Genomic DNA, 19,072 nt, shown 5'->3' on the forward strand with positions numbered 1-19,072 from the left:
AGCGGCGCATGCCGCACTGCAGCGCGGCTGCCTGCTTTGTGGACAAAGCCGATAGGCAAATGAGGTTTTATGCGGCAGCCGCGTCTTTTGCGCTGCACCGCCGCTTGACACCTCTGGGGACCGCGCGCAACATCGTTCGTATACGAATGATAACCGCCTCGATCCGCTGGCCCGCACATGCTGACTGAAACGACGAGCGCTGCCACCGACAAGATCCGCTGCGATGCCTGTCCGGTGATGTGCTACATCAAGCCGGGCGCGGCGGGGGCCTGCGACCGCTATGCCAATCACGACGGCAAGCTGGTGCGCGTCGATCCGCATGTGATCCTGGAGCGCACCGTCGAGCACGGCGGCAAGCTGGTGCCGTTCAGCCGCACCGAGGACTGGGACGGCAAGATCGTCCACGAACCCTCGACCTTCGTCACCGCGATCGGCGCGGGCACGACCTATCCCGACTACAAGCCGGCTCCCTTCATCGTGTCGTCCGAGATCGACGGCGTCGACATGGTGACTGTCGTCACCGAGGGCATCTTCTCTTATTGCGGCGTCAAGGTGAAGATCGACACCGACCGCTATCTCGGCCCGGAGACCGCGACCGTCCGCGCGCAAGGCGAGGCGGTCGGGCACGTCACCACCAGCGAGTACGGCTCGCAGATGCTGTCGCTCGGCGGCGTGCATCATCTCACCGGCGGCTCCAAGAAGGAGGGCCGCGTCACCTGCGACACGCTGATGGACCTCGCCAATTGCAAGGCGGTAGAGCTGACCATCGACGGCGGCGCCAGCGTGGTGGTGCAGGCCGGCCAGCCGCCGATCGTCAACGGCGTCAAGGAAGAGCGCATGCGCGTCGGCTGCGGCTCGGCGACGATCGGCATGTTCGCCAAGCAGTGGCATGGCAAGGTCGATGAGGTCGTCGTGGTCGACGATCACATCACCGGCGTACTCAGTGAGCACCAGGCCGGCAAGCTGCTCGACATCCCCGACACCGGCATCAAGATGAAAGGCCGGCGTTCCACGCCCGGCCGCTATTTCCAGGTCGCCGATCCCGGTACGGGATGGGGCGGCACCAACATCTCCGATCCGCTTTCGATTCTCGGTCCGTTCGACAAGAAGGAGGCGAAGCCCGGCCTCTCGATGCTGATGGTGTCCACAACCGGCGAGCATTCGTCTTATTACGTGCTCGACGAGGCCCTCAATCCGGTCGAGACCGAGATGCCTGCCGATCTGAAATTCTCGGTCGAGCGCATCCAGGAGAATTGCGAGCCGGCGCTGTGCACCGTGTTGTTCATGGCGGGCGCGGGCGGCTCGCTCCGCGCCGGTGTCACCGACAATCCGGTGCGGCTGACGCGCTCGGTGAAGGACGCGCTGACGCGGGTCACCAGCGGCGGCGCGCCGGTTTATGTCTGGCCGGGCGGCGGCATCACCTACATGGTCGATGTGACGCAGATGCCGGCGGGTGCTTTCGGTTATGTTCCGACCCCGGCGCTGGTCGCGCCGATCGAGTTCACGATGAAGCTGTCGGATTATGCCGCGCTCGGCGGCCACATGAATTATGTGAAACCGCTCTCGGACGTGCAGAACGGCGACGACGTCCGCCAGGTGCCCTGGCAGAATCCGATCCCGGGACCGCGGACATGACGCGGCTTCCGCAAATTGCATTGCTGTCTGATGGCCGGCGGCTGCATTTGCAGGATGGACCGATCGACCTGATCGTCGCGGCGAGGGGGCGTGCCGATGATGTGCGCGTAGCTTACGACGCCGCGGCACGCCGCTTCACGGGCTTGCTCGACGAGCTGTGCGCGGAGCTGCCGGAACTGCGGCGGGCAGCGCTGCCGGCGGCGTGTTCGCTGGAGGGGACGGTCGCCCGGCGCATGTATGCTGCCGTCACGCCCTATGCCTGGGACCGCTTCATCACGCCGATGGCCGCGGTGGCGGGCAGCGTGGCCGAGGAAATTCTCGGCGCCATGCTGGACGTCGCGACAGTCGATCAGGCCTATGTCAACAATGGTGGCGACATCGCCCTGCATCTCGGGCGAGGCGAGCACTTTTCGGTAGGCCTGATGGATCGGCCCGACCGTGACGGCGTGATGCGAACGATGCGGATCGGCTCGGATGATCGCACGCGCGGCGTCGCGACCAGCGGCCGCCACGGCCGTAGCTTTTCGCTCGGCATTGCCGATGCCGTGACAGTGCTGGCGGTGACGGCATCGCAGGCCGATGCGGCCGCGACCGTGATCGCCAACGCCGTCGATCTGCCCGGGCATCCCGCGATCATCCGGCTGCCGGCAAACGAGCTTCAGCCCGACAGCGATCTCGGTGCGCGTCTCGTCACCCGCGACGTCGGTGAATTGTCGCAAGACGAGATCGCGGCCGCGCTGGAATCTGGCGCGGAATGTGCACGGCAATTGTTCCATCGCGGATTGATCGAGGGTGCTGTGCTCAGGCTTTGTGGTGATATGCTTGTCATCGGACCTAAGGATATTGAAGAGCAACGATCGCGCCCGCCTGTGCCGGAGAGCGCGGTTGCCTGAACAGGGAAGCGAAGCATGAGCGCGATCATCCGCAAGATCGTTACCGTCGTCGAAGAGACGCAGATGGAAATGGGCCGGCAGGTTTCGCCGCCGACCCGGCGTGCCGCGGCGATCGCGGTGATCGAAAATCCCTTTGCCGGACGATATGTCGAGGACCTCTCGCCGCTGATCGCGATCGGAGAGGAGCTCGGTGATCTCCTGGCCAAGCGCGCCGTGGCTGCGCTCGGTATCGATGGCGCGAAGGCGCACAGCTACGGCAAGGCCGCGGCCGTCGGCGAGAATGGCGAGCTGGAGCATGCCGCCGCGATCCTGCATCCCAAGATGGGCGCGCCGGTGCGCAAGGTGCTGGGCAAGGGCGCGGCGCTGATTCCGTCGTCGAAGAAGCGGAGCGGGCCGGGGACGACGCTGGATATTCCGCTCGGGCACAAGGACGCCGCCTTCGTGCGCAGTCATTTCGACGGCATGGAGGTGCAGATCAACGATGCGCCGCGCGCCAACGAGATCATGGTCGCGGTCGCCGTCACCGACAGCGGCCGTCCGCTGCCGCGCGTCGGCGGGCTGACGGTTGCCGAGATCAAGGGCGAAGACGGCTTGAAATAAAGGACAGTCCGGAGCGAAGGGCAGAGTTTCTCCGGCAGGATCGCGGTCGAGAGATAAAGTTCAAAACTGGAGGTTGGGATGCGAGCGAGAAATTGTTTTGTGGGCGCGGCCTTCGCGCTTCTGGCTGTTAGCATGGCTCAGTCAGCCGTGGCGCAGGACATCAAGATCGGCGAGATCAACAGCTATTCTCTGCTGCCGTCGTTCACCGAGCCGTACCGCAAGGGCTGGCAGCTCGCGGTCGAGGAGATCAATGCGGCCGGCGGCATCAACGGCAAGAAGCTGGTCGTCGTCTCCAAGGACGACGGTGGCAAGCCGGCGGATGCGCAGACCGCGGCCAACGAGCTCGTGTCGAGCGAGGGCGTCGCGATGCTGACGGGCACGTTCCTGTCCAACATCGGCCTCGCCGTCAGCGACTTCGCCAACCAGAAGAAGGTGTTTTTCCTCGCGGCCGAGCCGCTGACGGACGCCGTGACCTGGGCGAAGGGCAACAAGTATACGTTCCGCCTGCGTCCCTCCAACTACATGCAGGCCGCGATGCTGGTGGAAGCCGCCTCCAAGCTGCCGGCAAAACGCTGGGCGACGATTGCGCCGAACTACGAATACGGCCAGTCGGCGGTCGCGGTGTTCAAGAAGTTGATGTCGGAGAAGCGCCCCGACATCCAGTGGGTCGACGAGCAGTGGCCGCCGCAAGGCAAGATCGACGCAGGTCCGGTGGTGCAGGCGGTTGCCGCCGCCAATCCGGAAGCGATCCTCAACGTCACCTTCGGTCCCGATCTCGTCAAGCTGGTGCGCGAAGGCAACACCCGCGGCCTGTTCAAGGGACGCGAGGTCGTGTCGTTCCTGACCGGCGAGCCGGAATATCTCGATCCGCTCAAGGACGAGACGCCCGACGGCTGGATCGTCACCGGCTATCCCTGGTACTCGATCAAGACGCCCGAGCATGATGCGTTCCTGAAGGCCTATCAGGCCAAGTACAACGATTATCCGCGCCTCGGCTCGATCGTCGGCTACCAGACCATCAAGGCCGCGGCGGCGATCCTGACCAAGGCCGGCTCGACCGACACCGACAAGATGATCGCCGCGGCCGAAGGCCTCTCGATGCCGTCGCCGTTCGGCGAGATCACCTTCCGCAAGATCGACCACCAGTCGACCCTCGGCGCCTTCGTCGGCAAGACCGCGCAGAAGGACGGCAAGGGCGTGATGGTGGACTCTTCTTACAAGAAGGGCGCGGACTATCTGCCGAGCGACGCCGAAGTCGAGAAGCTGCGTCCGAAGGATTGATGTTGTCCTTGTCCCTCGCCCCGCTTGCGGGGAGAGGGTCGGGGTGAGGGGGAGCCTCCGCGGAGGAGGTGACAGATGGACTCGCGGAGACTCCCCCTCACCCGAATGCTTCGCATTCGACCTCTCCCCGCAGGCGGGGAGAGGTGACCTAAACACCCAACCCGGACCGCCGATGGCCTTTTACGTCGTACAGTTTCTGACAGGTCTTGCCAGCGCAGCGTCGCTGTTCCTGGTGGCCTCGGGCCTGTCGATCATCTTCGGCGTGACGCGGATCGTGAATTTCGCGCATGGCGCCTTTTACATGATCGGCGCCTATATCGCCTTCACGCTGACCGAGCGCTTCTCCGGCGCGTTCGGCTTCTGGGGCGGCGTCGTCGTCGCCGCGCTCGCGGTGGCGCTGATCGGCGTGCTCGTCGAAATGGTGCTGCTCCGACGCATCTATCACGCCCCCGAATTGTTCCAGCTGCTCGGCACTTTCGGTCTCACGCTGATGGTCGAAGACCTCGTGGTGCTGATCTGGGGCCCCGACGATCTCGTCGGCCGCCGCGCGCCGGGCTTCAAGGGCGCGGTCGATTTCTTCGGGCAGAACATCCCGAGCTACGATCTGTTCCTGATCGTTCTGGGCCCCGTCGTCCTCGGTATCCTCTGGCTGCTGTTCCAGCGCACGCGCTGGGGCGTCCTGGTGCGCGCCGCGACGCAAGACCGCGACATGGTCGCAGCGCTCGGCGTGAACCAGAAATGGCTGTTCACCTCGGTGTTCGCGGTCGGCGTCTTCCTTGCCGCGCTCGGTGGCGCGCTTCAGATCCCGCGCGATGCCGTGCATCACGCCATGGATCTGCGCATCATCGTCGAGGTCTTCGTTGTCGTCGTGATCGGCGGCCTCGGCAGCATCGTCGGCGCCTTCGTCGCGGCCGTGCTGGTCTCCGAGCTCAATGCCTTCGGCATTCTCATCTTCCCGAAGATCTCCATCATCCTGGTCTTCCTAGTGATGGCGGTGGTGCTGATCGTGCGGCCCTGGGGCCTGTTCGGCAAGCCGGAGGCGGCCGCCCGCAAGACACCTGGTCTCACCGTCAATCCTTGGCGGCCGCTGACATCGAACGAGCGGCTGGCCGCGCTGGCCGCGCTCGTGGTCGCGGCGATGCTGCCGCTGTTCGCCGGTAATTACGCGCTGACCGTGGGCTCCGAGATCGCGATCTTCGTGATCTTCGCCGTCTCCTTGCATTTCCTGATGTCGGTCGGCGGCCTCGCCTCGTTCGGCCATGCCGCCTATTTCGGTCTCGGCGCCTACGGCGTCGCCTTCCTCGCCAAGATGGCGGGGCTGCCGATGATCGTGTGCCTGCTGCTTGGGCCGCTGCTCGGCTGCATGGGCGCGGCGGTGTTCGGCTTCTTCGCCGTGCAGCTCTCCGGTGTCTACTTTGCCATGCTGACGCTGGCCTTTGCGCAGATCGTCTGGTCGATCGCGTTCCAGTGGGTGGGCGTAACAGGCGGCGACAACGGCATCCTCGGCATCTGGCCGGAAAAATGGGCGGCGAGCCCGTCGCATTTCTACTGGCTGGCACTCGGCGTTGCCGCGCTCGTGACGATCGCGCTCAGGATCGCGGTGTTCTCGCCATTCGGCTATGCGCTGCGCGCCACGCGCGACTCCGTGCTGCGCAGCGAGGCGGTCGGCATCAACGCCAAGCGCATCCAATGGACTGCGTTCGTCATCGCGGGCACCACGGCCGGCATCGGCGGCGCGCTGTTCGCGTATCTGAAGGGCAGCGTCTTCCCGGACAATCTCGGCATCTCGCTCTCGGTCGATGCGCTGGTCATGGTGCTGCTCGGCGGCGTCGAGACCGTGTCGGGCGCGGTGATCGGCGCCATCGTCTACAAGGCCCTGAACATCTGGCTTGTCAGCCAGACCGATCTGTCAAAGCTCGTGCTCGGCGGCTTCATCGTGCTGATCGTCGTCGTCTTCCCCAAAGGCATCGTCGGCATGCTGGAGATTTTGGCGCAACGGCGTCGGAAATCCTCGCCACCGGGATCCTCTTTGCTCGCCAAGCCGATCGAGTCCGCCGAATGAGCGTTGCACCCCCACTTCTCGCGGTCGAAGGTCTGACCAAATCCTACGGCGGCATCCACGCCGTGCGCGGCGTCTCGTTCTCGCTGCGATCAGGCGAGATCCTTGCGCTGATCGGGCCGAACGGCGCAGGCAAGAGCACCTGCTTCGACATGCTGAACGGCCAGAACAAGCCTGATACAGGCCATGTCCGCCTGCTCGGCGAAGAGACGACGGCTAAGAAGCCGCGCGATATCTGGCGTATGGGCGTGGGTCGCACGTTCCAGATCACCGCGACGTTCGCAACGATGACAGTGCGCGAGAACGTGCAGGTTGCACTGATCTCGCACGGCAGGAAGCTGTTCAATCTGTTCGGCTCGGCGCCGAATTTCGATCGCGGCGAGGCCGGCCGGCTGCTCGAACTGGTCGGCATGGGCGGCTATGCCGAGCGTCCCTGCGGCGAGCTCGCCTATGGCGACCTCAAGCGGCTCGAGCTTGCGGTGGCGCTCGCCAACCAGCCGAAGCTTCTTCTGATGGACGAGCCGACCGCGGGCATGGCGCCGCGCGAGCGCGTCGAGCTGATGCGGCTGACCGCTCAGATCGCGCGCGAAAAATCGATCGGCGTGCTCTTCACCGAGCACGACATGGACGTGGTGTTCGAGCATGCCGACCGCATCATCGTGCTCAACCGCGGCACGCTGATCGCGGAGGGCTCGCCGGCCGAGGTGCGCAGCAATCCGCAAGTGCAGGCCGTCTATCTCGGCGAGGGTCTGCTTTACGAGGCCGAGCATCGCGAGGGGGCATCGGCATGAAGCTCACGGTCGAGGGGCTCAACAGTCATTACGGCCCGGCCCATATCCTGTTCGACATCGGCTTCGACGTGGGTGAGGGCGAGGTCGTCGCGCTTCTGGGCCGCAACGGCGCCGGCAAGTCGACCACCTTCCGCTCGATCGTCGGCCTCGTCGCGCAGCGCTCGGGACGGATCATGTTCGAGGGCAAGGACGTCTCGGCGAAGCCGACGCACGAGATCGTGCGCGATGGGCTCGGCTATGTGCCGGAGGAGCGGCGCATCTTCACCGATCTGACGGTGGAGGAGAATCTCGAGGTCGGCCGCCAGCCGAAGCGGCCGAACGCGCCGCACTGGACGCGCGAAAAGCTGTTCGCGCTGTTTCCGAACCTCGGCGAGATGAAGAACCGCCCGGGCGGCCGCATGAGCGGCGGCGAGCAGCAGATGCTGACCATCGCGCGGACGCTCATGGGCAATCCGTCACTGGTGCTGCTCGATGAGCCCTCGGAAGGCCTCTCGCCAAAGATCGTGGAGCAGATGGTCGATGCCATCCTGACCATGAAGAAGGAGGGCGTCAGCATCGTCGTCTCCGAGCAGAATCTGCACTTTGCGCGGTTGATCTCCGATCGCGCCTATATCATCGAGCGCGGCCGCATCTGTTTCGGTGGCACCATGGCCGAGCTCGACGCGCGTCCGGATATCCGCGACGCGCATTTGTCGTTGTGAGGAGTGGGGAGCGGATGGCGAGAAGCGTCACGGCGAAGAAGAGCGTCAAGCCGGGCAAACCGCCCTACGTGCTCGATGAGCAGGTCGGCTTCATCCTGCGCCAGGTCTGGCAGCGCCACAGCTCGATCTTCGCCCGCGACATCGGCACCAACCTCACACCGACGCAGTGGGCGGCGCTGTCAAAGCTCGCCGAGACCGGGCCGTGCTCGCAGAACCAACTGGGCCGTCTGACCGCGATGGACGTCGCGACCATCAAGGGCGTGATCGACCGCCTCACGGCACGCGGCCTGACCGAGACCAGCCAGGATCCCGAGGACGGACGGCGGCTCCTGGTGAGCCTGACGCGCGCCGGCCAGCAGCTGGCGGAAAAGGTCGCTCCGAACGCGCTCGCCATCACCCGCGAGACGCTGGCCCCGCTCGACGCGAAAGAGCGCGAGCTGCTGATGGCGCTGTTGAACAAGCTGCGGTAAGCGCGGTGCCGCAGAGCGGCGCCCACCATGGTGCTCATCATCGAAGCTGGCAAGGCAGCGAAGTCGGAGCCGAGGCCAGACGGGAGCAAATCGCGCCCCCTGACCCAGGAGTTGGGAGTGGACGCCGCCTTGGCGGTCCGGCAAGATCGAGCCTTCGAACTTTGCCAGGCAAATTCTGTTAGGAAAGGGTGATGCTGAAAGTCATGGTCGCTGCGCTGGCGCTTGCCTTCATAAATTACGCGGCTGCACAGCAGTTGCGGCCACACGGTGCATGGGATGGTCGGGGCCCGGATCCGGAGCCGCAGCCAAAGCGTCAGGCTTCCCCAAAGCGCAACAACGACGGCAAGACCGCGACGACTGGCGCCGTGCCCTTACGTCCCTCGGTCGATGAAAGATCACCGTCATGGACGCTTGAGAAATCAGCCGAGGACGACGTAGAGAACCTGCAACTGAAGCGCTCGACACAGATCTGCCGGGGCTGCTGAGGCCATCGCGGTTATTCGTATAGCGAGTTTCGATCGAAGGGGTGAGCCCATCCGGCGCGAACGGTGCGAAACCAATCTCTCGCCGCAACGCCTGTTCCCGCAGGGCGTCTCGTCGAGAGCAGACAGTCGTCGCCACCCTGCGGTAGCGACGTGGGGTCGAATCTTCGATGCGAATCGGGAGGCGGGTTGTCCAGTTCTCATCTTGGTGCGCTCGTTGAGAAACGCTTGCACGATCATGCCGGTGCGGTCGAACGCCGTCCCCGCCGGAATGAAGAGCAAGCCGCTTTCCGATCCGACGAGGGCTGTTGTTGAACAAGCTGCGGTCAGTCGCGACTAACCCTCGATCAGGACGCCATTGAGGTTTTGCGCGATGAGAGCGGTGAAGCGGTTTGCGATAATTTCGAGCTTCGGTGCCGCATTGGTGGGCGGTCCTGCCGTTGCCGCGCAACCCTATGAGGGCTTCTGGGCTTCGACCAAAAAGGACTGCCGCGATCAGGACAGCGCCAACCGGATGAGCATTGAGGGCGGTCGCCTGTCTTGGTACGAGACGCGGTGCCGTGCCAGCGAGATGACCGCCGACGGTAAGTTCGGCTGGAAGATGCACTTGGCCTGCGAAGGCGAGGGCGAGACGTTTCGCTCCAATCCGCGGGTGTCGATCGCTGCGGACGGCAGGCTGGTGATGGACAACGGCCCGGTCGGTCAAGCCAAGCGCCAGACCTATGTGCGCTGTGAGATCGCGAGGAAGCGCTGATCTCTTATGTTCGTCCCGGCCATTTGGCGCGGTAGAGAATCTCGCTGCCGTCGGAGAGCCGCCGCCACGGTCCGAGCTCCGGTGTATGCGGCGCCCGGGCCGTCAGATCGATCGGATAAACCCGGCTCGGCTGGCCCTGGATGGTGACGGCGAGTTGCCGGTGCAAGGTGCGGAACGCCAGCTCGACTTCGCCCGCGATGACGGGCTGGTCGCCGTCGCGATGGAAAGCGGCCGGGGTCACTTCGCCCGGCATGGTGTTGAGGTCGGTCTGCAATTCGATGCCGATGGCTTGCGCTGATGTCGGCACCGTGACGCCCGCGGGAAGGCGAACCTCAAACACGAGCAGGGGATTGCCGCCATTCGGGTTGAGCCAGGGCGTCGCGGTCGCATAGGCGTAGGCAATGTAGGCGGCAACCCCGGCGAGGCAGAGGAGGGCGAGGATGCCCACCGACTTCAGGCTGTTGCCGGCGATGCTGCCGTGGCCGGCGTCTTTGCCCATGCGCGCCACCAGCCAGTTGGCAAGCAGCGCGCCGGCGGTCGCGCCCATCGGGGAATAAAAGAACACGCCCAACAGACCTGACATGATCGGGTCTGCTCGATTGCCGACGTCGAGGATGGAGAACAGCACGAAGACCGCGACATAGCCTGCTGCCGCGCCGGCAACGCCGACCGCAATTCGCGATGATTTTTTCATCTTGTCCTCGATGGTCCGGCAATGAACTGCGGCCGTCGAGGGCTGCCTGCGTTAGACGCAGCAGGCGGTAGATTTGTTCAACGTCCTCGCGGCTGCGTCACTTCGCCACCACCTCCGGCACTCTCCCTGCCGGCGGCGTATTCCGGCTGCGCTGGGTGCGCACGATGCCGTCGATGATGGTCATGCCGATGCCTGGGAGGTCGCCGAGTTGCACGCTCTCCAGAATGGTCTTGCCGGGGGAGTGCTGGGCCTTGTCCATGATGACGAAATCGGCGGCGCGGCCGACTTCGATGAGGCCGCAATCGAGCGCACGCATCCGCGCGGTATTGCCTGTGGCGAGACAGAAGGCGAGCTCGGCCGGCAGCTCGCCGATCGACGACAGCATCGAGACCATGCGCAGAATGCCGAGCGGTTGCACGCCGGAGCCGGCCGGGCCGTCGGTGCCGAGGATGACCCGGTGCAGCTCGTTCATCTCGCGCGCGATGCGCAGCGTGTAGAGCGCCGAGCGTTCGTTGCCGTTATGGACGATCTCGAGGCCGCGCTTGCAGCCCTCGCAGATGCAGCGGATCTGGTCGTCCGGGAGCGCAGTGTGGCCGCCGTTGATGTGGCCGACCACGTCGGTGTCGGCCTCCAGCACGACGTCCTTGTCGATCAGGCCCGAGCCGGGAATCGAGGGGCCCCCGGTGTGAATCGTGCTCTGGATGCCGTATTTGCGCGCCCAGCCCACCATCTTGCGCGCGGTCGGGCCGTCCTTGACGCCGCCGAGGCCGACCTCGCCAAGCAGCTTGACGCCGGCGGCGGCCATCTCCTTGAAATCTTCCTCGACCATCTCGCATTCGATGACGGGCGCGCCGGCGTGAACCTTCACGCCGCCCGGACGAAGCGTCCAGAACGCGCGCTGGGCGAAGATCGCCATGGCCTTGAGGCCGACGACGTCACGGGGACGGCCGGGCATGTGCACTTCACCCGCCGAAATCATGGTGGTGATGCCGCCGTGGAGGGAGCTGTCGATCCAGTTGATCTGGTTCTGGCGCGGCGTCCAGTCGCCGGCGACGGGATGGACGTGGCTATCGATCAGGCCCGGGGTCACCGTCGTGCCGTTGGCGTCGACGATGGTGGTGGCGCCCTCGGTGTTGCAGTCCTTGAACCGGCCGATTGCGGTGATCTTGCCGTTCTCGGCGACGATGGTGTCGCCGTCCAGGATCGGCTTTTCCAGGGCGCCGGACAGGATCAGGCCGATATTCCGGATCACCAGCTTCGAGGGTCCGGTGGCCTGGGGGGCGTCATGCGCCATGAAGGGGCTCCTTGTTCGTGACTGCAACGCTCGCGATCTTGGGCAGCCTTGACCGCAGGAGCAAGCGGGATTATTCATTAGTATACGAATGATCGTATACAAACGACGCATAGCTGGACCGCCTCGAACACCGCAATTGACGCGACAGGGAAGGTGAGATGAGCAATTTCAATCAGGAAAGCGTTTTGAGCGTCCACCACTGGACCGACACGCTGTTCTCCTTCAAGACCACCCGCAGCCCGACCTTCCGTTTCCGCAACGGCGAGTTCACCATGATCGGCCTCAAGGTCGGCGAGAAGCCGCTGCTGCGGGCCTACAGCGTCGCCAGCGCCAATTACGAGGACACCCTCGAATTCTTCTCGATCAAGGTGCCGGATGGCCCGCTGACCTCGCGGCTTCAGCACCTCAAGGAGGGCGACGAGATCATCGTCAGCCGCAAGGCCACCGGCACGCTCGTCATCGACAACCTGGAAGCGGGCCGCAACCTCTATCTGATCGGCACCGGCACCGGCCTCGCCCCGTTCCTGAGCGTGATCAAGGATCCCGAGACCTACGAGCGGTTCGAGAAGGTGGTGCTGCTGCACGGCTGCCGTCATGTGAAGGAGCTCGCCTATGGCGAGATGATCACCGAGCATTTGCCGAAGGACGAGCTGCTCGGCGAGTACATCAGTAACCAGCTGATCTACTACCCGACCGTGACCCGCGATCCCTTCCGCAACCGCGGCCGCATCACCGACCTCATTACCTCCGGCAAGCTGTTCTCCGATATCGGCCTGCCGGTGCTGGAAGCCGCGCAGGACCGCGTCATGATCTGCGGCAGCCCGGCGCTGGTGGCAGACACCCGCGTGCTGCTCGGCGAGCGCGGCTTTGTCGAGGGCAATCACGGCGAGCCGGCCCAGTTCGTGGTCGAAAAGGCTTTTGCCGAGCGCTAGCTCCACAAGCCGAGCGCGAGAAGGCCGTATTTTCGCCCGCGGGCGGACGTTGCGGCGCCGATTCGCCGCTTGATACACTGTGGGAGCGAATCAGCGGAGTTCCCACATGGTTGCGGACAGCGACAGCAACATCGCCTGGCACCGGGTTCAGTTGAAGAAGAATCGCGCCGAGTTGAAGGCGCTCGAGACCGCGCGCTTCACCATGGGCGAGATCGCGTCCTCCAAGCGCAACGGGCAGACCCAGAAGGCGATCGGGGACCTCAAGCGCAAGATCGCACAGTCCGAGCGGATCATCGCCGAGCACGACAAGCGCACGCGGCGCCCGCTCGGAACCGACCTGCAAAGCCTCAGCAACGGCAGCTGGAGCCATTGGGACGCCTATACCAATCAGCAGCAGCGCAAGGCAGGCCCGCGTTCGCCGGGGCGGGGCTAATCCCACTGGGCGACAAAGGGCGGTTCCGCCCTTGCGCCTCCGGTGTCCCGCACCATCTGGTTGAGGCGACACCAACCACCCGGTGATCCCATGGCACCGCGCCTCGATTTCACCAGCGAGGCCTTCTTTCGCGATCCGCCTAGGGCTATCGCGGCCCTGCGGGCGCAAGGCCCCGTGGTCGCGACGCGTTTTCCCCTTGTCGGCGACGTCTGGATCACCACCACCCACGATGCGACTGCGCAGGTGCTGAAGGACAGCACGATCTTCACGTTGCGCAAGGGAGACGGTGACCTGGCCGGCCTGCGCTGGTGGATGCCGGCGCTTGTCAGGACCATCGCCAACAACATGCTGACGATGGACGAGCCTGACCACACCAGGCTGCGGAGCATTGTGGACGAAGCATTTCGCCGCCGCGCCATCGTCGCGATGGAGCCGCGCATTCGCGCGATTGCGGACGGTTTGGCCGATGAGCTGTTTGCAAAGGGCAGCCCGGCCGATCTGGTTCAGAACTATGCGCGCATCCTGCCGCTGTCGGTGATCTCGGAGCTGCTCGGCCTGCCCATGGCCGATCGTCCGCGCTTCATCGCCTGGGCCAACGCGATGTCCTCACTGACGAACGTCGCCAGCTTCTTTCGTCTGCTGTTCGCGTTCCGCAAGATGCGGACTTACCTCCAGGAACAGCTGCAGCTTGCGCGCGAGCGGGGCGGCGAAGGGCTGATTGCCGAACTGGTCCAGGTCGAACGCGAGGGCGGCCAGATCACCCCCGACGAGATGGTCTCGATGGTGTTCCTGCTGCTCGCAGCCGGCTCGGAGACGACCACGCATCTGATCAGCGGCTCGGTCTACGAACTGCTCAGGAATCCGCGCCTCCGTGACTGGATGGAACAGGACTGGAGCCGCGCAGCACTCGCCGTCGAGGAATTTTTGCGCTTCGTCTCGCCGGTGCAGTTTTCAAAGCCGCGTTATGTGCGGCGGGATGTCGAGCTCGAAGGCGTGCCCCTGAAGAAGGGCGATCGCGTCATGGCGATGCTTGCCGCGGCGAACATGGATCCGGCCGTGCACGAGCAGCCGGAGCGGCTCGATCTCGAACGCAAGCCGAACCGCCATATGTCCTTCGGCACGGGTATCCACTTCTGCCTCGGACATCAGCTCGCGCGGATCGAGGCGGCTTGCGCGCTCGAGGCTCTGTTCACGCGCTGGCCGCGGCTTGGTCTTGCCGTCGATCCATCACACATTCATTGGCGCAACCGGCCCGGCATTCGCATGATTGCGAAACTCCCGGTCGTTGTCGAGTCCAGCGGAACACACATGACGGGTGCGGCGTCCGCGACAGCTGATCGTTCCCTCGCTCGAGCGAGCTGACGCTTCTTCTTCTTACGAAATCTTCGCGCGATGCGATCCGTCAGGAACGGGGCGTGGGGGCGACCGTTGGTCTGAGACCTCGCGGCGACGAAAGTCCGGCACGAGTTCCGTGCCACCCGCACCGCAAGGATTCTCGGAGGCAAACCATGACCGGCAAGATGCCACCCGTTCCACCCGCCAATCAAAGCATGAAAGGAACCGGCGACCGCAAGCAAGCGGCTCCGGATCAGGGGGCGCACGGCCAGCAGCGCGCGCAAAACCCTGATCAGCAGGGACACCAAGGCAACATCAAGCAGAACACGACCAATCAGGGCTATCAGCAGGATCGCTGAGGAGGGGGACGCCGATGTCGACATCCACCAAGACACCGAACAGCATTCGTCAGGGCGGACCCGGCGCATCGCACGAGAATGCGAAAGCGCCGCTGGAGGTCAAAAAGCCGCCTGCGGACGACCCGCAACGCAAGCACAGCCGCGTCTCCGGCGGCGGTGGGGAACACGATTCCCATCACAGGCACGACCCCGCAGAGAAGGGTGGAAAATCATGAGCAGCAAGCACGCAAAATTATATGCACCGACCAACAAGGATCTCCGCGACAATCCCCTGATCGGCGGATCGAAGGGAGCGAACATGGCAGGCGTTTCGCCAGACGACTTCGAAGACGTTGTGGGCGAGAACACGATCGAAGGTGACGTCGAGAACGACGTGAACATCGGTGGCGGTATCGACAAGGATGTCGCGCGCAGCGGGTCGAGCCGAAGAGGCCGGTAAGATTGGAGGCCCCCAATGCAGGGCAAGAAGACTCACGAACAGCAGGTGCGCATTCTCGAGCGGAAGCCGGATGTTCCGGATGCCCGAGAGCTCGAGCAGGCCGTCGGTCATAACCCGCAAGACACGCGCGCCCATCGTGCCAACCCGGAGGCGCGTCACAGCGAGTTTCCGGTGAGCCGCGGCGGCCTCAACCAGGAAAGCGATCACAACAAGCACAACGATTCTGGCCAGAGCGGCCACAAACCGCCCAAACCGACGCCAGCGCAACAGAAGCACTAACCTTCGGAAGATCACTGCAAGAGGAGAGATCAATGCCAGGCGGACACGGCAGCAAGACGCACTTCAGATCCGGCATGCATGGCAAGGGCGATGGCACCGGCGCAATGACCGACGTGCCGAAGGACCTGGTTGGCGACAACATGGTGCTGTCCAACCGCGACAAGAAGCAGGCATTCGGACATTCGCGGCATGGACGGCAAGTCCATCCAGACTGAGCAGTACCAGGATCATTCGGCCAACCGGCTCGATGATGAGCCGGACGCCAGTAAAACCTAGCGAGCGGTCCTCCCGCTGAAACTTGCGGACCGGTGCTCAGCCGGTCCGCTTTTTTGTTGCGAAGAGATCGCGTTCCCAGCCGAACACGGAGCGGCCGTCGAGATCAGGTGACGCGGCACGCTCGCCGGCGATGTAGGCCTCGACCGATGGCCCCCGCGCAGTGCGCTCCAGCCGCCGGGCTTGGTCGTCGAGGCGCTTGATTGCCTGCATCTCTTCCTCGCGCCCGAGCTTTGCGTTCTGGATCGCGCCCTTGAGCACGCGGACGGTCTCGTCATAGATTTTGATCGGAACCGGGTAGGGATGCCGGTCCTTGCCGCCATGGGCGAGCGAGAAGCGCGCCGGATCCTTGAAGCGATAGGGCGCGCCGTGCACGACCTCGGCGACCATCGCCAGCGAGCGCACAGTGCGCGCACCGACGCCGGGCGTCAGCAGCAGTTCCGGGAAATCAACGGGCCCGCGCTCGGCTGCGGCCGCGAGGGTGCCGTGCAGGCGGCGTGCAAACACGTCCTTTGGCCTGACATCATGATGCGCGGGCATGATCAGATGCGGCAGCATGGCCTGCGCCGGCTCGGACGCTATGCCCGAAAGCCGCTCGAATTCGGAGAGAATGCGGTCGGGACCGAGATGGCTCAAAAGGTCCAGCTGCGCGCTGCGCGAGACATCGGCGCGATGGTCGGTGAGATTGACGATCTCGCCTTGCTGCGGCCCGTCGATCGCGCTGTGTGGCGTATCGACGAAGCTCTTCAGCGCCTCGGAATGCCAGTGATAGCGGCGGGCCTGCCGCTTGTCGCCGTTCATGCCCTGCTGCACCACGGTCCATTTGCCGTCGGCGGTGACGAAGAAGCCGTGCAGATAGAGATCGAAGCCGTCCTGGACCGCGGCGCTGTCGACCTTCGCCACCAGCCGGCTGGCACGCGTGAGGCTGACGCCGTCGAAGCCGACGCGGTCGCCGAGCTGCAACAGCTCGTCAGGGGTCTTGCGGGAATGCTGGCCGCGGCCGCCGCAGACATAGATGCCGAGCTCGTCCTGGAGCGGGCCAAGCCCGCGCTTGAGCGCGCCGATCACGGATGTCGTGATCCCCGAGGAGTGCCAGTCCATCCCCATCACGGCGCCGAACGACTGGAACCAGAACGGATGCGACAGCCGCTGCAGGAAGGCATCGCGCCCGTAATGAAGCACGATCGCCTGCGTGACGATCGCGCCCAGCGAAGCCATACGGCTCGCGAGCCAGGGCGGAACCCGCCCGGTGTGGAGAGGAAGATCGGCGCTGCCGGTACGACGAGTCATGGATGCCCTAAAATAGCGCAGTTCGCCCACGGTTGCACCTGCGGAATGCTGCATTGCACTGAGCGGGGGAGCCAAGTCGAGAGCGGCGCGTTGGCGGCAAGCGAACGCAATCCGGGGGACATGGATGAATTGGCAGGCTGTCATGGCCGACATCGACAAGATGTTCGGGTGGATACCATCATGGATTATCGGTCTCGGCCTCGTCGCCGGGGCCATGATGCTTGCGCTCTCGTTCCACCGACTCGCGGCTTGGCTGCTGAATCGCACCTTCGCAACGCGCCTGCCTCTCATCGGCGTGTTCGTCGAGCGGACATCTGGTCCGGCGCAGCTGGCGCTGTGTCTTGCAGCCGTGGCCCTGGTGTTGCCGTTTGCACCACTGGACGACGCGTTCCGCACGCCGTTGACCCGGTTGTTCATCGTCGCCTTCATCGCGCTGATCGGCTGGATCTCGATCCGGATCGTCGATATGAGCGCGGCGCGCTACCTGCAGAATTTTCGTGATGTCACCGAGAATTTCGTCGCGCGCAAGCACGTGACGCAAGTCCGCGTGTTCAAGCGCGTCACCGACATCATCATCGTCATCATCACGGTCTCGACCGCGCTGATGACGTTCGACTCGGTCCGGCAATATGGCGTCAGCCTGTTCGCCTCCGCCGGTGCCGCCGGTCTGATCGTCGGTCTTGCCGCCCGCCCGCTGCTCAGCAATCTGATCGCGGGCTTGCAGATCGCGATCACCCAGCCGATCCGGATCGAGGATGCCGTCATCATCGAAAACGAATGGGGCTGGGTCGAGGACATCGCCGCGACCTATGTCGTGATCCGGCTGTGGGACTGGCGGCGGATGGTGGTGCCACTGTCTTATTTCATCGAAAAGCCGTTCCAGAACTGGACGCGCGACACCGCATCCCTGATCGGCGTCATCGCGCTGCATGTCGATTACCGCGCCGACGTGCCGCGTATCCGCCGCTGGCTCGAGGGCGCCGTGAAGGAGTCCAAGCTCTGGGACGGCGCGGTGGTCAATCTCCAGGTGATCGACGCCGATTCCCGCACCATCGAGCTCCGTGCGCTGGTCAGCGCACGCAATGCGCCGCAATCCTGGGACCTGCGCTGCGAGATGCGGGAGAGGCTGATTGCCTTCATCCGCGACGAGATGCCGGAAGCCCTGCCGCGCGAGCGCGCGATCCTGATCCCGCAGGGCGGCGGCGACGACACCGAATTTCTGCAACGATCTGCTGCGCCGGAGAAGATGCGGGCGAGCGCCCACAACTGACCGGTACGATGCTTCTAGTGCGCCTTGGCCGCGCCGCGCAGCCCCGCCTGTTGCTGGATCGTCTCCAGCGCGCCGGAGGACTGCTCTTCCGCCGCGAAGCTGTTGAGCAGGGGGAGTGCGGCGTCGCGTCCCTTGGGAATGGCGATGGCCAGGTGCTCCAGGCCCCAATTGCCGTCGAGGATTTTCGAGCCCGGCATCTGGTCGGACATCTCGAACAGCGTCGGCTTGTTGGTGGCGTAAAGGTCGATCTCACTGCTCCCGAACATGGCGATGGCGACCTTGACGTTTTCGGCGGGAACGATGGTCGCGTTCTTGAACTTCGCCGGCAGCGTCCGCTCGGAGGTCGAGCCCTTGGTGACGCCGATCTTGACGCCGGGTTTGTCGATGTCCTCGACCTTGCCGATTGGCGAATTCATAGGCACGAGAAAGCCGAGCTCGATCGAGAGCACCGGCTGGGTGAAGCTGACGTCATTGGCGCGCGCCGGCGTGGCATTGGTCACGGTGAAATCGACCTGGCCGTCATGGATCGCGGCGACGATGTCGGCGACGCGCTGGAATTTGACATAGTCAATGGGAACGCCGAGCTGCTTTGCCAGCTCGCCGCCGAGATCGTAGGCGAGGCCGTGCGGCTTGCCGGCCGCATCCGTTACCATCGAAGTCGGGCTGCCCGGATAGATGCCGACGCGCAAGGTGCCGCTCGGCGCCAGCAGTTTTGCCTCGCCGTCGGCGCGCGCGGGCGCGCTGACGGGGCTGATGATTGCTGCCGCGAGCAGCGCGGCCCGTGCAAGAGAGGTTCTCATCGGAAGAG

23 protein-coding genes are annotated in these 19,072 nt (G+C 64.6%); 19 read left to right on the forward strand and 4 right to left on the reverse strand.

Annotation, left to right across the window (positions count from 1 at the left end; all coding sequences use genetic code 11):
- The first annotated feature begins 177 nt into the window (after positions 1–177).
- The 10 genes from HYH08_RS00445 (at position 178) to HYH08_RS00490 (ending at position 9,666) form a co-directional block, all read left to right on the forward strand.
- Positions 178–1,635 carry a 6-hydroxynicotinate reductase gene (locus HYH08_RS00445; protein WP_220007770.1) on the forward strand — a complete coding sequence of 486 codons (1,458 nt, stop codon included), beginning with the start codon at positions 178–180 and terminating at the stop codon, positions 1,633–1,635.
- Positions 1,632–2,528, forward strand: a complete 897-nt coding sequence (locus tag HYH08_RS00450) for a UPF0280 family protein (protein WP_220007771.1) — start codon at positions 1,632–1,634, stop codon at positions 2,526–2,528. Before HYH08_RS00445 ends, HYH08_RS00450 begins: the two co-directional genes overlap by 4 nt.
- 15 nt (positions 2,529–2,543) lie before the next feature.
- Entirely contained in the window at positions 2,544–3,128 is a 585-nt protein-coding gene (locus tag HYH08_RS00455; RefSeq protein ID WP_057758342.1) for an amino acid synthesis family protein, read from the forward strand.
- Between the two features lie 78 nt (positions 3,129–3,206).
- On the forward strand, positions 3,207–4,409 hold the full coding sequence (locus tag HYH08_RS00460; protein WP_220007772.1) for an ABC transporter substrate-binding protein: 1,203 nt from the start codon (positions 3,207–3,209) through the stop codon (positions 4,407–4,409).
- A gap of 172 nt (positions 4,410–4,581) precedes the next feature.
- Positions 4,582–6,471 carry an ABC transporter permease gene (locus HYH08_RS00465; protein WP_220007773.1) on the forward strand — a complete coding sequence of 630 codons (1,890 nt, stop codon included), beginning with the start codon at positions 4,582–4,584 and terminating at the stop codon, positions 6,469–6,471.
- Entirely contained in the window at positions 6,468–7,259 is a 792-nt protein-coding gene (locus HYH08_RS00470) for an ABC transporter ATP-binding protein (protein ID WP_220007774.1), read from the forward strand. Before HYH08_RS00465 ends, HYH08_RS00470 begins: the two co-directional genes overlap by 4 nt.
- Positions 7,256–7,960: an ABC transporter ATP-binding protein gene (locus HYH08_RS00475; RefSeq protein WP_220007775.1), complete on the forward strand. Its 705-nt coding sequence runs from the start codon at positions 7,256–7,258 to the stop codon at positions 7,958–7,960. Before HYH08_RS00470 ends, HYH08_RS00475 begins: the two co-directional genes overlap by 4 nt.
- Positions 7,961–7,974: 14 nt before the next feature.
- Positions 7,975–8,430 carry a MarR family winged helix-turn-helix transcriptional regulator gene (locus tag HYH08_RS00480; RefSeq protein WP_220007776.1) on the forward strand — a complete coding sequence of 152 codons (456 nt, stop codon included), beginning with the start codon at positions 7,975–7,977 and terminating at the stop codon, positions 8,428–8,430.
- 191 nt (positions 8,431–8,621) lie between these two features.
- Complete coding sequence (locus HYH08_RS00485) at positions 8,622–8,915, forward strand: hypothetical protein (RefSeq protein ID WP_220007777.1); 294 nt, start codon at positions 8,622–8,624, stop codon at positions 8,913–8,915.
- Positions 8,916–9,285: 370 nt separating this feature from the next.
- Positions 9,286–9,666, forward strand: coding sequence for a hypothetical protein (locus HYH08_RS00490; protein ID WP_220007778.1), 381 nt, complete (start codon positions 9,286–9,288; stop codon positions 9,664–9,666).
- Between the two features lie 4 nt (positions 9,667–9,670).
- Here the strand turns inward: HYH08_RS00490 and HYH08_RS00495 are convergent, their stop codons facing one another.
- Both HYH08_RS00495 and HYH08_RS00500 read right to left on the reverse strand, forming a co-directional pair.
- A complete protein-coding gene (locus HYH08_RS00495) occupies positions 9,671–10,360 on the reverse strand; it encodes a hypothetical protein (RefSeq protein ID WP_220007779.1) in 690 nt (229 codons plus the stop codon).
- Between the two features lie 97 nt (positions 10,361–10,457).
- Positions 10,458–11,654 carry an amidohydrolase family protein gene (locus HYH08_RS00500; protein ID WP_220007780.1) on the reverse strand — a complete coding sequence of 399 codons (1,197 nt, stop codon included), beginning with the start codon at positions 11,652–11,654 and terminating at the stop codon, positions 10,458–10,460.
- Between the two features lie 158 nt (positions 11,655–11,812).
- On the opposite strand from HYH08_RS00500, the gene HYH08_RS00505 reads away from it, so the two are divergent.
- From HYH08_RS00505 to HYH08_RS00540, 8 genes are all read left to right on the forward strand, one after another.
- Positions 11,813–12,586 (forward strand): ferredoxin--NADP reductase, encoded by a 774-nt coding sequence (locus tag HYH08_RS00505; RefSeq protein WP_220007781.1) that lies wholly within the window; start codon positions 11,813–11,815, stop codon positions 12,584–12,586.
- 106 nt (positions 12,587–12,692) lie between these two features.
- On the forward strand, positions 12,693–13,019 hold the full coding sequence (locus HYH08_RS00510) for a hypothetical protein (RefSeq protein WP_220007782.1): 327 nt from the start codon (positions 12,693–12,695) through the stop codon (positions 13,017–13,019).
- A gap of 90 nt (positions 13,020–13,109) precedes the next feature.
- On the forward strand, positions 13,110–14,381 hold the full coding sequence (locus HYH08_RS00515) for a cytochrome P450 (protein WP_220007783.1): 1,272 nt from the start codon (positions 13,110–13,112) through the stop codon (positions 14,379–14,381).
- Between the two features lie 146 nt (positions 14,382–14,527).
- A complete protein-coding gene (locus HYH08_RS00520; protein ID WP_220007784.1) occupies positions 14,528–14,713 on the forward strand; it encodes a hypothetical protein in 186 nt (61 codons plus the stop codon).
- Positions 14,714–14,727: 14 nt separating this feature from the next.
- A complete protein-coding gene (locus HYH08_RS00525) occupies positions 14,728–14,928 on the forward strand; it encodes a hypothetical protein (RefSeq protein WP_220007785.1) in 201 nt (66 codons plus the stop codon).
- A complete protein-coding gene (locus HYH08_RS00530; RefSeq protein ID WP_220007786.1) occupies positions 14,925–15,152 on the forward strand; it encodes a hypothetical protein in 228 nt (75 codons plus the stop codon). The genes HYH08_RS00525 and HYH08_RS00530 overlap by 4 nt, the downstream gene beginning before the upstream one ends.
- A gap of 15 nt (positions 15,153–15,167) precedes the next feature.
- Complete coding sequence (locus tag HYH08_RS00535; protein ID WP_220007787.1) at positions 15,168–15,431, forward strand: hypothetical protein; 264 nt, start codon at positions 15,168–15,170, stop codon at positions 15,429–15,431.
- Between the two features lie 32 nt (positions 15,432–15,463).
- Positions 15,464–15,646, forward strand: a complete 183-nt coding sequence (locus tag HYH08_RS00540) for a hypothetical protein (protein ID WP_502787382.1) — start codon at positions 15,464–15,466, stop codon at positions 15,644–15,646.
- 97 nt (positions 15,647–15,743) lie between these two features.
- Here HYH08_RS00540 and HYH08_RS00545 read toward each other — a convergent pair whose 3' ends face one another.
- On the reverse strand, positions 15,744–16,994 hold the full coding sequence (locus HYH08_RS00545; RefSeq protein ID WP_220007788.1) for a DUF763 domain-containing protein: 1,251 nt from the start codon (positions 16,992–16,994) through the stop codon (positions 15,744–15,746).
- Positions 16,995–17,118: 124 nt separating this feature from the next.
- Between HYH08_RS00545 and HYH08_RS00550 the strand changes: the two genes are divergently transcribed.
- Positions 17,119–18,264, forward strand: a complete 1,146-nt coding sequence (locus HYH08_RS00550; protein WP_220007789.1) for a mechanosensitive ion channel family protein — start codon at positions 17,119–17,121, stop codon at positions 18,262–18,264.
- A gap of 14 nt (positions 18,265–18,278) precedes the next feature.
- Here HYH08_RS00550 and HYH08_RS00555 read toward each other — a convergent pair whose 3' ends face one another.
- A complete protein-coding gene (locus HYH08_RS00555) occupies positions 18,279–19,064 on the reverse strand; it encodes an ABC transporter substrate-binding protein (protein ID WP_220007790.1) in 786 nt (261 codons plus the stop codon).
- Positions 19,065–19,072 lie beyond the last annotated feature (8 nt).

The sequence above is a fragment of the Bradyrhizobium sp. BR 10289 genome (genome assembly GCF_019455385.1).
Classification (GTDB): domain Bacteria; phylum Pseudomonadota; class Alphaproteobacteria; order Rhizobiales; family Xanthobacteraceae; genus Bradyrhizobium.

Excerpts from the sequence above, each read along its gene's own strand:
- HYH08_RS00445 (WP_220007770.1), top strand. The coding sequence starts at position 178 with ATGCTGACTGAAACGACGAGCGCTGCCACCGACAAGATCCGCTGCGAT.
- HYH08_RS00450 (WP_220007771.1), top strand. The coding sequence starts at position 1,632 with ATGACGCGGCTTCCGCAAATTGCATTGCTGTCTGATGGCCGGCGGCTG.
- HYH08_RS00455 (WP_057758342.1), top strand. The coding sequence starts at position 2,544 with ATGAGCGCGATCATCCGCAAGATCGTTACCGTCGTCGAAGAGACGCAG.
- HYH08_RS00460 (WP_220007772.1), top strand. The coding sequence starts at position 3,207 with ATGCGAGCGAGAAATTGTTTTGTGGGCGCGGCCTTCGCGCTTCTGGCT.
- HYH08_RS00465 (WP_220007773.1), top strand. The coding sequence starts at position 4,582 with ATGGCCTTTTACGTCGTACAGTTTCTGACAGGTCTTGCCAGCGCAGCG.
- HYH08_RS00470 (WP_220007774.1), top strand. The coding sequence starts at position 6,468 with ATGAGCGTTGCACCCCCACTTCTCGCGGTCGAAGGTCTGACCAAATCC.
- HYH08_RS00475 (WP_220007775.1), top strand. The coding sequence starts at position 7,256 with ATGAAGCTCACGGTCGAGGGGCTCAACAGTCATTACGGCCCGGCCCAT.
- HYH08_RS00480 (WP_220007776.1), top strand. The coding sequence starts at position 7,975 with ATGGCGAGAAGCGTCACGGCGAAGAAGAGCGTCAAGCCGGGCAAACCG.
- HYH08_RS00485 (WP_220007777.1), top strand. The coding sequence starts at position 8,622 with ATGCTGAAAGTCATGGTCGCTGCGCTGGCGCTTGCCTTCATAAATTAC.
- HYH08_RS00490 (WP_220007778.1), top strand. The coding sequence starts at position 9,286 with ATGAGAGCGGTGAAGCGGTTTGCGATAATTTCGAGCTTCGGTGCCGCA.
- HYH08_RS00495 (WP_220007779.1), bottom strand. The coding sequence starts at position 10,360 with ATGAAAAAATCATCGCGAATTGCGGTCGGCGTTGCCGGCGCGGCAGCA.
- HYH08_RS00500 (WP_220007780.1), bottom strand. The coding sequence starts at position 11,654 with ATGGCGCATGACGCCCCCCAGGCCACCGGACCCTCGAAGCTGGTGATC.
- HYH08_RS00505 (WP_220007781.1), top strand. The coding sequence starts at position 11,813 with ATGAGCAATTTCAATCAGGAAAGCGTTTTGAGCGTCCACCACTGGACC.
- HYH08_RS00510 (WP_220007782.1), top strand. The coding sequence starts at position 12,693 with ATGGTTGCGGACAGCGACAGCAACATCGCCTGGCACCGGGTTCAGTTG.
- HYH08_RS00515 (WP_220007783.1), top strand. The coding sequence starts at position 13,110 with ATGGCACCGCGCCTCGATTTCACCAGCGAGGCCTTCTTTCGCGATCCG.
- HYH08_RS00520 (WP_220007784.1), top strand. The coding sequence starts at position 14,528 with ATGACCGGCAAGATGCCACCCGTTCCACCCGCCAATCAAAGCATGAAA.
- HYH08_RS00525 (WP_220007785.1), top strand. The coding sequence starts at position 14,728 with ATGTCGACATCCACCAAGACACCGAACAGCATTCGTCAGGGCGGACCC.
- HYH08_RS00530 (WP_220007786.1), top strand. The coding sequence starts at position 14,925 with ATGAGCAGCAAGCACGCAAAATTATATGCACCGACCAACAAGGATCTC.
- HYH08_RS00535 (WP_220007787.1), top strand. The coding sequence starts at position 15,168 with ATGCAGGGCAAGAAGACTCACGAACAGCAGGTGCGCATTCTCGAGCGG.
- HYH08_RS00540 (WP_502787382.1), top strand. The coding sequence starts at position 15,464 with ATGCCAGGCGGACACGGCAGCAAGACGCACTTCAGATCCGGCATGCAT.
- HYH08_RS00545 (WP_220007788.1), bottom strand. The coding sequence starts at position 16,994 with ATGACTCGTCGTACCGGCAGCGCCGATCTTCCTCTCCACACCGGGCGG.
- HYH08_RS00550 (WP_220007789.1), top strand. The coding sequence starts at position 17,119 with ATGAATTGGCAGGCTGTCATGGCCGACATCGACAAGATGTTCGGGTGG.
- HYH08_RS00555 (WP_220007790.1), bottom strand. The coding sequence starts at position 19,064 with ATGAGAACCTCTCTTGCACGGGCCGCGCTGCTCGCGGCAGCAATCATC.